The sequence below is a fragment of the Pantoea piersonii genome (genome assembly GCF_003612015.1).
GTDB lineage: Bacteria > Pseudomonadota > Gammaproteobacteria > Enterobacterales > Enterobacteriaceae > Pantoea > Pantoea piersonii.
The window spans coordinates 930,167-942,622 of record NZ_RARB01000001.1 but is presented as its reverse complement, the minus strand read 5'-3'; the positions used below and the strand labels follow the sequence as shown (position 1 = coordinate 942,622).

Annotated in this window: 12 protein-coding genes and 3 tRNA genes; 7 read left to right on the top strand and 8 right to left on the bottom strand. The window is 55.6% G+C overall.

The window, feature by feature from the left end; genetic code table 11:
* Positions 1 to 21: 21 nt before the first annotated feature.
* Positions 22 to 660 (bottom strand): riboflavin synthase subunit alpha, encoded by a 639-nt coding sequence (locus tag D7S44_RS04520; protein WP_120452413.1) that lies wholly within the window; start codon positions 658 to 660, stop codon positions 22 to 24.
* A gap of 193 nt (positions 661 to 853) precedes the next feature.
* On the opposite strand from D7S44_RS04520, the gene D7S44_RS04515 reads away from it, so the two are divergent.
* The 6 genes from D7S44_RS04515 to D7S44_RS04490 all read left to right on the top strand — a co-directional run bounded on the left by D7S44_RS04515 (position 854) and on the right by D7S44_RS04490 (position 4,946).
* Complete coding sequence (locus tag D7S44_RS04515; RefSeq protein ID WP_120452412.1) at positions 854 to 2,227, top strand: MATE family efflux transporter; 1,374 nt, start codon at positions 854 to 856, stop codon at positions 2,225 to 2,227.
* Between the two features lie 178 nt (positions 2,228 to 2,405).
* Positions 2,406 to 2,482 (top strand) — tRNA-Val (locus D7S44_RS04510).
* 3 nt (positions 2,483 to 2,485) lie between these two features.
* A tRNA-Val gene (locus D7S44_RS04505) sits at positions 2,486 to 2,562 on the top strand.
* Between the two features lie 10 nt (positions 2,563 to 2,572).
* Positions 2,573 to 2,649: transfer RNA gene (locus tag D7S44_RS04500), tRNA-Val, on the top strand.
* A 346-nt stretch (positions 2,650 to 2,995) separates the two neighbouring features.
* Positions 2,996 to 4,408 carry a pyruvate kinase PykF gene (gene pykF, locus D7S44_RS04495; RefSeq protein ID WP_120452410.1) on the top strand — a complete coding sequence of 471 codons (1,413 nt, stop codon included), beginning with the start codon at positions 2,996 to 2,998 and terminating at the stop codon, positions 4,406 to 4,408.
* 301 nt (positions 4,409 to 4,709) lie between these two features.
* Entirely contained in the window at positions 4,710 to 4,946 is a 237-nt protein-coding gene (locus D7S44_RS04490) for a major outer membrane lipoprotein (protein WP_007374746.1), read from the top strand.
* 60 nt (positions 4,947 to 5,006) lie between these two features.
* Here D7S44_RS04490 and D7S44_RS04485 read toward each other — a convergent pair whose 3' ends face one another.
* From D7S44_RS04485 to sufA, 7 genes are read right to left on the bottom strand one after another with little or no spacing between them, the layout of a single operon-like run.
* Complete coding sequence (locus D7S44_RS04485; protein ID WP_120452408.1) at positions 5,007 to 6,017, bottom strand: L,D-transpeptidase family protein; 1,011 nt, start codon at positions 6,015 to 6,017, stop codon at positions 5,007 to 5,009.
* Between the two features lie 56 nt (positions 6,018 to 6,073).
* Complete coding sequence (gene sufE / locus D7S44_RS04480; protein ID WP_120452406.1) at positions 6,074 to 6,490, bottom strand: cysteine desulfuration protein SufE; 417 nt, start codon at positions 6,488 to 6,490, stop codon at positions 6,074 to 6,076.
* Positions 6,491 to 6,510: 20 nt separating this feature from the next.
* Positions 6,511 to 7,734, bottom strand: coding sequence for a cysteine desulfurase SufS (gene sufS / locus D7S44_RS04475; RefSeq protein WP_120452875.1), 1,224 nt, complete (start codon positions 7,732 to 7,734; stop codon positions 6,511 to 6,513).
* Positions 7,734 to 9,011: a Fe-S cluster assembly protein SufD gene (gene sufD / locus D7S44_RS04470; RefSeq protein ID WP_120452405.1), complete on the bottom strand. Its 1,278-nt coding sequence runs from the start codon at positions 9,009 to 9,011 to the stop codon at positions 7,734 to 7,736. Before sufD ends, sufS begins: the two co-directional genes overlap by 1 nt.
* The gene (gene sufC, locus D7S44_RS04465) at positions 8,986 to 9,732 is read right to left on the bottom strand and encodes a Fe-S cluster assembly ATPase SufC (protein WP_120452403.1); all 747 of its coding nucleotides are present in this window, start codon (positions 9,730 to 9,732) and stop codon (positions 8,986 to 8,988) included. The genes sufD and sufC overlap by 26 nt, the downstream gene beginning before the upstream one ends.
* 42 nt (positions 9,733 to 9,774) lie before the next feature.
* The gene (sufB, locus tag D7S44_RS04460; RefSeq protein WP_120452401.1) at positions 9,775 to 11,268 is read right to left on the bottom strand and encodes a Fe-S cluster assembly protein SufB; all 1,494 of its coding nucleotides are present in this window, start codon (positions 11,266 to 11,268) and stop codon (positions 9,775 to 9,777) included.
* 7 nt (positions 11,269 to 11,275) lie between these two features.
* Positions 11,276 to 11,650 carry a Fe-S cluster assembly scaffold SufA gene (sufA, locus tag D7S44_RS04455; RefSeq protein WP_120452399.1) on the bottom strand — a complete coding sequence of 125 codons (375 nt, stop codon included), beginning with the start codon at positions 11,648 to 11,650 and terminating at the stop codon, positions 11,276 to 11,278.
* A gap of 390 nt (positions 11,651 to 12,040) precedes the next feature.
* On the opposite strand from sufA, the gene D7S44_RS04450 reads away from it, so the two are divergent.
* Entirely contained in the window at positions 12,041 to 12,445 is a 405-nt protein-coding gene (locus D7S44_RS04450) for a hypothetical protein (protein ID WP_120452397.1), read from the top strand.
* Positions 12,446 to 12,456 lie beyond the last annotated feature (11 nt).

Sequence of the window (12,456 nt, the reverse complement as noted above, 5' to 3'; positions counted from 1 at the left end):
CCTGGGCGCCTTTTTTTATGCTTATTCTGCGTCGCGGCTGAGCGCGGCGGCTTCGCGCTGCGCCAGCACGCGCTCGACGGTATCGACAATCGCCTGCGTATGCGGATCGATCTCGATATTGACGCGGTGGCCCAGCTTTTTAGCGCCAAGCGTGGTGCGTTCCAGCGTTTCCGGGATTAAATAGACGCAAAATTTGCTTTTCGTCACTTCACCCACGGTCAGGCTAATGCCGTCAATACCGACAAAACCTTTATGCAGAATATATTTCATCTGCGCCGGATCCTGAATTTTAAACCAGACTTCGCGGTTATTTTCTGACTGGATAATTTTGCAGATTTCCGCAGTGGTCATAATATGGCCAGACATCAGGTGGCCGCCGATCTCATCGCTGAATTTCGCTGCGCGTTCAATATTGACAACATCGCCTTCCTGCAGATCGCCTAAATTGGTGACGCGCAGGGTTTCTTTAATCAGATCGAAACTGACGCGGTTGCCTTCAATCGCGGTGACGGTCAGACAGCAGCCGTTATGCGCAACCGACGCGCCCAGCGCCAGCCCCGGCAGCAGCTCTTCCGGCAGCTCCGCAACATGGGTGCGAAACAGTTCTTTTTCTTCAATGGACACAATCTTTGCGGTGCCCTGCACAATTCCGGTAAACATAGTTTTGGCCTCTGCGAAGTTTGCCCTAGCTTATCACAGCTTAGCGCGCGGATATTATTTCCGCGTCGCGTCCGCTTTACAGCCGTAATATAACGCACAGCGTGACAAAACTTGGTGAATTCGGTTAATGCCGCTACACTAACCGCGCATTTCTCCGGGATTACTCCCCTTTCTTTTTTAAACAGGTGTTAACGTGCAGAAGTATTTAACAGAAGCGCGTCAATTGCTTGCCCTTGCGATTCCGGTCATCCTTGCTCAGGTGGCGCAGACCGCAATGGGATTTGTGGATACCATTATGGCCGGCGCAGTAAGCGCCACGGATATGGCCGCCGTCGCAGTCGGCACCTCTATCTGGCTTCCGGCCATTCTGTTCGGCCACGGTCTTCTGCTTGCATTGACGCCAACCGTTGCGCAACTTAACGGCTCAGGCCGCCGCGAACGTATTGCCGAACAGGTCCGCCAGGCTTACTGGCTGGCGTTTTTCGTCGCTATCCTGATTATGGTGGTGCTGTGGAATGCCGGTTACGTTATCCGCGCCATGCATGATATCGACGAACAGCTGGCTCTGAAGGCGGAAGGCTATCTTCATGCCCTGCTGTGGGGCGCGCCTGGCTACCTGTTTTTCCAGGTAATGCGCAACCAGTGTGAAGGCCTCTCTAAAACCAAGCCCGGCATGGTGATGGGTTTTATCGGTCTGCTGGTCAATATCCCGCTGAACTGGATCTTTATTAACGGCCACTTCGGTATGCCGGCACTGGGTGGCGTCGGCTGCGGCGTAGCGACTGGCTCGGTATACTGGGTGATGTTCCTGGTGATGCGTTTCTGGGTGCGCCGCATGGGCGGTTTGCGCGATATCCGCATGCAAACCCGCTGGTCGCCGCCGTCGCGCGCCGTGCTGCAGCGGCTGGTTTCGCTGGGGTTGCCGGTAGCGCTGGCGCTCTTTTTCGAGGTGACGCTGTTCGCTGTGGTGGCGTTGATGGTGTCGCCGCTGGGCATTGTGGATGTCGCCGGACACCAGATCGCGCTTAACTTCAGCTCGCTGATGTTCGTTCTGCCGCTTTCGCTGGGCGTCGCCACCACCATTCGCGTCGGCTACCGGCTGGGACAGGGTTCGGCGGAGCAGGCGCGCGTTGCCGCCTGGACCGCACAGGCGGTCGGCGTCTGTATGGTCGCCATCACTGCGCTGTTTACCGTCACCTTCCGGCATCAGATCGCCCTGCTCTATAACGACAATCCGGAAGTGGTGGCGCTGGCGGCGCAGCTGATGATGCTGGCGGCCATCTATCAGTTCTCCGATTCGATTCAGGTGATCGGCAGCGGCATTTTGCGCGGCTATAAAGATACGCGTTCGATTTTCTTTATCACCTTTATCGCTTACTGGATCCTGGGGCTGCCCAGCGGCTATACGCTGGCGATGACCGACTGGGTCGTGCCGCGTCTCGGCCCGGCGGGCTTCTGGTGCGGTTTCATTATCGGGCTGACCTCGGCGGCGATCATGATGCTGTGGCGTATCCGCCGTCTGCAGCAGCTGCCTGCGCAGGTGATCCTCGCCCGCGCGGCGCGCTAACGCCTCTACGCGGAAAAGGCGCTCATCTCTCTGAACGGGCCTGTAAAGGCCCGTTGCGCCTAAAAAAACGACGCATAGCGCAGTTGCTGGTCAGTCAGACGGAAAATTACGTTTTTCCCCTTGCCAGCGTTGCTGGCTGTCGTTAATATTCGTCCCCGCTGTCGCCCTGACAGCCGTTGCGTTCTTAGCTCAGTTGGTTAGAGCACCACCTTGACATGGTGGGGGTCGATGGTTCGAGTCCATTAGAACGCACCAAGTGCGTCCGTAGCTCAGTTGGTTAGAGCACCACCTTGACATGGTGGGGGTCGGTGGTTCGAGTCCACTCGGACGCACCATTTCTTCAATGCGTTCTTAGCTCAGTTGGTTAGAGCACCACCTTGACATGGTGGGGGTCGATGGTTCGAGTCCATTAGAACGCACCACTCTCTTGCACCCTTTGCCCCTTGCGCAACTTCACTTTTTATTGATCTCCATCGTTTCCCCTTCTGCTTTTTAATTGGTTTTCGGATACTTAGCGACTATACTATCCCGCGTTGTTTCACTTGAAAGGTTTCAGCGCGGCGTGCCTATGGCGATAACTTATACTCTTTGCGCAACACGCTCCTGGCGGTTTCCAGACGTAACCGCACAACTTCCCTGCACGCTCAGCCTTCGTCACCTATTCTTATTCTGTATCGTCCGTTTCGCTATCAACCAGAATTCTCATTTCGATGCGCTGTCATCGAACTCCGACCTTTATCATCCATCACAACTTACAGATAACCTGTCATGAAAAAGACCAAGATCGTTTGTACTATCGGCCCGAAAACCGAATCTGAAGAGATGCTGACTCAACTGCTGGAAGCGGGCATGAACGTTATGCGTCTGAACTTCTCGCATGGCGATTACGCCGAACACGGTCAGCGCATCACCAATATGCGCGCGGTCATGCAGAAGACCGGTCGTCAGGCTGCTATCCTGCTCGACACCAAGGGTCCGGAAATCCGCACCATGAAACTGGAAGGCGGTAACGACGTTTCGCTGAAAGCGGGCCAGACGTTCACCTTTACCACCGACCAGAGCGTAATCGGCAACAGCGAGCGCGTAGCTGTCACCTACGCAGGTTTTACGGAAGATCTGAAAATCGGCAATACCGTGCTGGTAGACGATGGTTTGATCGGCATGGAAGTGAAAGAAGTGACGGAGAACACCGTGGTGTGTACCGTCCTGAACAACGGCGACCTTGGCGAGAATAAAGGGGTTAACCTGCCGGGCGTCTCTATCCAGCTGCCTGCGCTGGCGGAAAAAGACAAACGCGACCTGATTTTCGGCTGTGAGCAAGGCGTCGATTTCGTGGCGGCTTCATTTATTCGTAAGCGTTCCGACGTGCTGGAAATTCGTGAGCACCTGAAAGCCCACGGCGGCGAACATATCCAGATCATCTCCAAGATTGAAAACCAGGAAGGCCTGAACAACTTCGACGAAATCCTCGACGCCTCTGACGGCATCATGGTGGCGCGCGGCGATCTGGGCGTAGAAATCCCGGTCGAAGAGGTCATTTTCGCGCAGAAGATGATGATCAAGAAGTGCAACAAGGCGCGCAAAGTAGTGATCACCGCTACCCAGATGCTCGACTCGATGATCAAAAACCCGCGCCCTACCCGCGCGGAAGCAGGCGACGTGGCTAACGCCATCCTCGACGGCACCGACGCAGTCATGCTGTCAGGCGAAAGCGCCAAAGGTAAATATCCGCTGGAGTCGGTGACCATTATGGCCACCATCTGCGAGCGCACCGACCGCGTGATGAAATCGCGCATCGATACGCTGGAAGATTCCCGCAAGCTGCGCATCACTGAGGCCGTCTGCCGCGGCGCCGTGGAAACCGCAGAGAAACTGGAAGCGCCGCTGATTGTGGTGGCGACGGAAGGCGGTAAATCGGCGAAATCCGTACGTAAGTACTTCCCGGATGCGACTATCCTGGCGCTTACTACCAACGAGACCACGGCACGTCAGCTGATCCTGAGCAAAGGCGTTGAAACACGCCTGGTTAAAGAGATAGCTTCTACCGATGATTTCTATCGCATCGGTAAAGAAATGGCGCTCGAAAGCGGCTACGCGCAAAAAGGCGACGTCGTGGTAATGGTGTCAGGCGCATTAGTACCAAGCGGTACCACAAATACGGCGTCAGTACACGTCATTTAATTACGAGAAGCATTTATTTAAAAGCGCCTTTAAAGGCGCTTTTTTTATTCTGTTACTAATACAAAACCAAAAAATTTCCAATCGATAATAACTATTCAATATCCTCTGAAATTAAGGTTAATCCGATTAAATCTCTCTGTTTTCGCTAAATATTTTTATCATATGCGGTTAAGCGCTGCTTCTTTGAGCGAACGATCAAATTTAAGCATCTTCTCATCAAAAATTTATTCTCAACTTAAAAAGCTTTGTGTAATACTTGTAACGCTACATGGAGATTAACTCAATCTAGAGGGTATAAATAATGAATCGTACTAAACTGGTACTGGGCGCGGTAATCCTGGGTTCAACTCTGCTGGCTGGTTGCTCAAGCAACGCTAAAATCGACCAGCTGTCTTCAGACGTTCAGACTCTGAACGCTAAAGTTGACCAGCTGAGCAACGACGTGAACGCAATCCGTTCTGACGTGCAGGCTGCTAAAGATGACGCAGCTCGTGCTAACCAGCGTCTGGACAACCAGGCTCACTCTTACCGTAAGTAAGAGTTCTGGTATTAAAAATGGCGCCCATGTGGCGCCATTTTTTTTGCCCTTATTTAGCGCCTAGGGCGTGTTAACCGCCCCCTGGCTCACAGATGTCGTCTGCACACTCTGCGCCTGCTCTGGGGCCGTCTCAGTCCCCTCTCCGACCGCTTCTCCGTTCGATACCAGCACGGGCATCCCGGAACGGCGTTCAAGCGCCGCCTTAATCAGCTCGCTGTCACTGTGCGGGCTTTTGATAAACTTCTTCAGCGCAGGGCTGAGCGCTATCGGCATCGTTTGTGGATCATCTTTGTCGCTGTGCGACAGCGGCTGATGCACCTCGACGTAGCGTTTTCCGTCCGGCTCAACGGCAAATTTTACCGGCTGGTTGATGACCTGCACGCGCGTCCCTTTCGGCACGCTGTTAAACAACGCTTCGATATCCTGCGGGCGCAGACGTATGCAGCCGGAACTGACGCGCATACCGATGCCAAAATCCGCATTGGTGCCGTGGATCAGGTAGTTGCCGCTGCCGCGCGCCAGACGCAGCGCAAACAGCCCCATCGGGTTTTCCGGGCCTGCAGGCACCACTGCCGGCAGCGTAATGCCATCTTTGGCGTAGCGCTTGCGTATATTGACGGTCGGCGTCCAGGTCGGATTAGGGATCTTCTGGCTGACGCTGGTCACCATCACCGGCGTTGCGGCGCCGAGCTGGCCGATGCCGATCGGATAGACGATGACCTTGTCCTCTCCCTTGGGATAGTAGTAGAGGCGCAGCTCAGCCAGGTTGACGACAATGCCCTCACGCGGCGTATCCGGCAGCAGCATCTGCTGCGGCACCACTAGCTGCGTCCCGGCCTTCGGTAGCCAGGGATCGGTGCCGGGATTGGCTTCCAGCATACTCAGGAGCCCAATCTGGTACTTCGCAGCAATCGCTTCAAGGGGGCGTTTGTCGTCGGGAACGGTGGTTAACTGGTTTTCGCCGATAAGGCGGCTGTCAGCAGGAGGTAGCGGATATTCCGTGGAGAAAGCAGGTGCGGCAAGTCCAACGCTTAGCAGCAGCGCACCGGCGAAACGTAAGGCTGATTTCATGCAATCTTCTCTTTCAGATAAAAAAACAGACGCCTGTTGGCGTCTGCTAGTTTAACTCAGAGGAGATTTTGAGCGTTATGGCGAATTGCCCGAATCATCGCCTCAAGGCCTTGCGACCGCGACGGGGTCAGATGCTGGGTCAGCGCCAGCTCTTCGAACCAGTGACGCACGTCCAGCGCGACGATATCCGCCGCAGTCAGGTTCTGATAAAGGCTAAACACTACTGCAATCAAGCCTTTAACGATAGCAGCATCGCTGTCGCCCTCAAAGGCGAGCGTACCGTCGCTCTGAGGCGTCATCTTGATCCATACCTGGCTCTGGCAGCCGGAGATAACGTTTTCCGGCTGGTGCAGGCTTTCGGATGATTCTGGAAGTTTCGCGCCCAGCTCAATGATGTAGAGGTACTTCTCTTCCCAGTTGGCGCAACGGTTAAAGTTGCGCACCAGCTTCTCTTTATCTGGCAACGTGGCCATGACTTACTCCTGAACTCTGCTCAACCGCCCAGCAGACGATGAATACGGGTCAAACCAGCCGCCAGACGATCGGCCTCTTCTTCGCTGTTGTAGAAGGCGAACGAGGCACGGCACATAGCCGGTACGGCGAAATGGCGCATCAGCGGCATCGCGCAGTGATGGCCGGTACGAATGGCGATACCGTATTGATCAAGGAAGCTGCCGACGTCGTAAGCGTGATGCTTGCCCAGGTTAAACGCAATCACGCCTGCGCGCTCCTGCGGACCATAAATCACCAGGTCCGGCACCGAAGCGAGCTTATCGAGCGCGTAGCGCATCAGCGCCTGCTCGCGCTGCTGAATCGCATCAAGCCCAATCTCTTCCACATAGCGCAGCGCCGCGCCGAAGCCGATAATGCCGCCGGTGTTGGGCGTGCCCGCCTCGAATCGCCAGGGCGCTTTATTCCATGTGGTGCCAGTCGGCAACATGACCTGATCGATCATGGAGCCGCCGCCTTCCCACGGCGGCATCTCATCGAGCAGCGCTTTGCGCCCGTAGAGGATACCAACGCCGTTGGGGCCGTAGATTTTATGGCTGGAGAAGACGTAAAAGTCGCAGTCGATATCCTGCACGTCGACTTTGCCATGCATAACCGCCTGCGCGCCATCCACCAGCGTAACCAGGCCAGCGGCTTTCGCCTGCGCCACCAGCGCCTTGACCGGGTTAACGGTGCCGAGCACGTTTGAGACGTGCGTCACTGCCAGCAGCCGCGTACGGCTGTCGATCAGCCCCGGCAGCGCGTCGATCGCCAGCTCTCCGCTGTCGTTCAGCGGCAGCACGCGGATTTCCGCGCCGGTGCGCTGCGCCACCATCTGCCACGGCACGATATTCGCGTGGTGCTCCATCTCGGTGATGATCAGATTGTCGCCGGCTTTCAGCTGGCTTGCGCCCCAGCTGTTCGCCACCAGGTTAATGCCCTCGGTGGTGCCTTTAACGAACACGATCTCTTCCGGTGAAGAGGCGTTAAGAAAACGCGCCGCCTGCAGGCGGACGTTTTCCATATCGGTGGTGGCCTGCGCGCTCAGGCTGTGAATGCCGCGATGTACGGCCGCATAGCCGTACTGATAAAAATGACTTTCGGCGTTAATCACCGCCAGCGGACGCTGGGCGCTGGCCGCGCTGTCAAGGTAGGCCAGCGGATGACCGTTGACCTCACGCTTCAGGATCGGGAAGTCGGCCCTGATACGTTCGAGATCGAAGTTCATCATGAGGCATCTCCAGGGAAGCGCGCCGCGATACGCTGCAGAACCGCCTGACGCAGCGTCTCATCATCCAGCGCTTCGGTCAGCTCGGCTGCGAAAGCGTGAATAATCATCTGCTGCGCCGCGTCCTCTGCAATACCGCGCGAGCGCAGGTAGAACATCTGCTCATCATCAATGCGGCCGATGGTCGCGCCGTGGCTGCACTTCACGTCGTCAGCGTAGATTTCCAGCTGCGGCTTGGTGTCCACTTCCGCCAGACGACCCAGCAACAGGTTGTTGTTGGTCATCTGTCCATCGGTTTTCAGCGCGTGCTGCGCCACTTTGATGTGGCCGTTAAACACCGCGCGGCCTTTGTCGCGCGAAATCGTTTTATGCAGCTGACGGCTCAGGCAGTAGCCTTTGTTGTGCTCCAGATAGCTGCGGGTGTCCGCCACTTCCGAATTCATCGGCAGCACCAGGCTGTTCAGCGACAGCTGGGTATTTTCGCCGTTGAGCTGCACGCTGGTGTTATGACGAGAGAGGCCCGCGCCCAGCAGGAAGCTGGTGCTGCTCACCTGCGCATCGCGTCCGATAACGATATCGTTATGGGCGAAGTGGTAGCTGCTGCTCTCTTCAAACGCCAGCTTGATGTGTTTCAGCTGGGCATTGTCGCCGACCGCGAAGGTAAAGCGCGCGCCGGTAAAGTGCTGCGCGCCGTTCAGCGTCACGTAGTGCTCGATAACCTGTGCCTGCGCGCTCTCTTCCAGCTCGAAATGGTGACGATGATGCACGGTATTAAGCGCATCCGCCTGGCCGCTGGTGATATGCAGCAGGTAGAGCGGACGCGCCGCTGCCTTGCCGCGCGCCAGGCGAATCGAGGTTACCTCTTCCGCCAGGCTTTCGGTCAGGTGCAGGAACACTTCCGGCTGAACCGGCGCAGGCAGCGGGCGACGCTCGGCGGCGCGACTGTGCTGGATCGCGAACAACTCCGTATCGACCGCGCTCAGCGACGGCTGGAACAGGCCGTCGATAAACACCAGACGGATGGCGTCCAGCGGCAGCGCCAGCGCATCGACCTGCGCCTGACTCAGGCTCTGCGCCTGCGGCAGTACGAACTGGTGGGCGAACAGCCCGTCCAGCGCGGTGTATTTCCAGTTTTCATGCTTACGCGTCGGCAGGCCGACGCGCATCAGCTGCTGCCAGTGCTGCTGAGCCTGCAGCGAGCGTGACTCGCCGCGGGATTCAAACAGGTGGTGCCACTGCTGCAGGGCGTTATCACTCTTCGTCGGTAAGCCAGCCATAGCCTTGCTCCTCCAGCTGTTTCACCAGAGTAAAGTCGCCAGATTTGACGATCTTGCCTTTGTACAGCACGTGCACGAAGTCTGGCTTAATGTAGTCCAGAATGCGCTGGTAGTGGGTTACGATGATAAAAGCGCGCTTATCGTCGCGCAGGCTGTTAACGCCTTCCGCTACGATTTTCAGCGCATCGATATCAAGACCGGAGTCCGTTTCATCCAGAATACACAGCTCCGGCTCCAGCGCCGCCATCTGCAGGATGTCGTTGCGTTTCTTTTCGCCGCCGGAGAAGCCGACGTTGACCGAACGAGTCAGCAGATCTTCCGGCATCTTCAGCAGATGAATTTTATCTTCGATAAAGTCCTGGAAGTCGAAACGATCCAGCTCCTCTTTGCCGCGATACTTACGCACCGCGTTGACCGCAGTCTGCAGGAAGAACTGGTTGCTGACGCCCGGGATCTCTACCGGATACTGAAACGCCATAAAGATGCCTTCGCCCGCGCGATCTTCCGGGTCGAGTTCCAGCAGATCTTTGCCTTTGAAGCTCACGGAACCGCCGGTGATTTCGTAATCTTCACGGCCAGCCAGCGTTGCAGAGAGCGTACTTTTGCCTGAGCCGTTCGGGCCCATGATGGCGTGTACTTCGCCCGGTTTCACTTCGAGGTTAAGACCGCGCAGAATCTCTTTATCTTCAACGCTAACCTGTAAATCTTTAATGCTTAACATACTTATTCCTTCACATTGCTTCCGGCAACGCGTGTGACGGCATCAGCCCACACTGTGCTCAAGGCTGATGGCTAACAGTTTTTGTGCTTCCACGGCGAATTCCAGTGGCAGCTCAGAGAAAACGTCTTTACAGAAGCCGTTGACGATCATCGAGATCGCATCTTCTTCGCTGATACCGCGCTGGAGGCAGTAAAACAGCTGATCTTCGCCGATGCGCGAGGTGGTCGCCTCATGCTCCAGCTGAGCGGTGTTATTGCGGGTTTCCACATACGGGAAGGTATGCGCGCCACAATCAGGGCCGATCAGCATCGAGTCGCACTGGGTAAAGTTACGCGCGTTGGTCGCGGTCGGCATGATTTTCACCAGGCCGCGATAGGTGTTCTGGCTCTTGCCGGCAGAGATACCCTTGGAGATGATGGTCGATTTGGTGTTTTTACCAATGTGGATCATCTTGGTGCCGGTATCGGCCTGCTGGCGACCGCTGGTCAGCGCAACTGAGTAGAACTCGCCAATCGAGTTATCGCCGCGCAGGATGCAGCTCGGGTATTTCCAGGTGATGGCGGAACCGGTCTCGGACTGCGTCCAGGACATCTTGCTGTTCTCGCCTTCACACAGCGCGCGCTTGGTAACGAAGTTCAGAATACCGCCTTCGCCTTCGCCGCCCGGGAACCAGTTCTGGACGGTGGAATACTTCACTTCCGCGTTTTTATGGATAATGACTTCTACCACCGCCGCGTGCAGCTGATAGCTGTCGCGTACCGGCGCGGAGCAACCTTCGATGTAGCTGACGTAGCTGTCTTCGTCTGCAATCAGAATGGTGCGCTCGAACTGACCGGTTTTCGCCGCATTGATACGGAAATAGGTCGACAGCTCCATCGGGCAACGCACCCCTTTCGGGATATAAACAAAGGTGCCGTCAGAGGCAACCGCAGAGTTCAGCGCCGCAAAGAAGTTGTCGTTAGCCGGAACCACGGTGCCCAGATATTTCTGCACCAGCTCCGGGTGTTCCTGAATCGCTTCGCCGAACGAGCAGAAAATAATGCCCTGCTCCGCCAGCTTGCCGCGGTAGGTAGTGGCGACGGAAACGGAGTCGAAAATCGCATCAACTGCCACTTCACGCCCTTCGCGCACCGGCACGCCGAGCTGATCGAAGGCTTTCTCAACTTCCTGCGTCAGGTAGTTGTTCGTCTCTTCAATGCCCGATGACTGCAGCGCGCCCGGCTCTGAGGCACAGCTGTCATCGCAGTTGCCGCATGATGGCGCCGAATAGTAGCTGTAATCCTGATAATCCAGTTTGTCGTAATGCGCTTTCAGCCAGTGCGGCTCTTCCATTTCGAGCCAGGCGCGAAAGGCTTTGAGACGAAACTCCAGCATCCACTCTGGCTCGTTACGTTTAGCCGAGATCGCGCGCACCACATCCTCATTAATGCCGTGCGCCATTTCGTCGGTTTGCAACTGGGTAAAGAAGCCCTCTTTGTAATTGAGCTTGCCTTCCCACATTTGTACATCGTCAGATGTTTCGCTGTGTCGTGACATATTTCACTTACTCGACGCCAAAGCTTTCACCGCACCCGCAGGCGTGTTGAGCTTTAGGGTTATTGAATTTAAAAATCTGGTTCAGGCCTTCGCGGACATAATCCACTTCGGTGCCGTCGATAAACGGCATCGCCTGAAGCGGCACGTAAAGCGTTGCGCCGTTATGGGTAAACTGCAGATCGTCATCGGCAGGCTCTTTCACCAGATCCATGACGTAACCGAAACCGGCGCAGCCGGATTGCTTCACACCCAGGTGCAGACCTTTGACTTCAGGGTCTTGCGCCACCAGGTTAAGAATTTGCTTTGCCGCGGAATCAGTCAGCGTGACCCCTTTCCAGACAAAATCATCAGGAGAGAACGTTGCTGCATTTACAGATGCCATGTTGATACCTCGTAAGTCCGGACCTTTTCAGGCTATCCCCCTATGGTAAGGATCTGGGCGATCACTTCAACCTCTTGTTTTGCAGGGATAATCATCTTGTGCTGTTTTTAATCGATGCTTTATTAAGCATAGCTGCTTCGCAGACCTTTGCGGCGAGGCAGTGCGGGCGTCAGACAGCGCCCTAACTTGTTAAAATTACGTAAAAAATTTTTCAGCCAGTTATTAATAACTTCTTATTAATAGGTTACGCCTTTATCACCTGGATGGGGATTGTTCTTGCCGATTTTATTAACAGGCTAAGTAAATCGTGAAATTTTTCGCGCGGCGTAATTGCAATCCTCACCCAGTTGAATATGATAATTATTATCATTAACCACTTGAGGTGGCGCCATGACGCTTTCCGTCTCCGCCTGGTTACAGCGCAAAATCGACGATTATAAATTTTCCGTTCGCGATATCACCGTTGACTTCTATCTGGCTCAGGCAAAGCTGAACCGGGCCGACTGCACCATTCATCAGCTTCGTCAGTTTAACGATACCTGTCTGGATATGGCCGAAATTTGCCAGATCAACGGAGACGATCAAAGTTATCTGCACGCCATGGGCAAACTGCACCATCGGCTGGTGCAGGAGATGGGCAACAGCGAGCGCGACAGGCTGTTCCGCATCCAGGCCTATCAGCTGGCGCGCCTCTCCCTCACCCGCCTGTGCCATCAGCTGGCGCTGGTCGGAGAGTGGGACAAAGCCACCGCGCTGCAAAGCGACTTCGTGCGTCACGCGGGCTGGATATTCTAATCCAGCCGCGC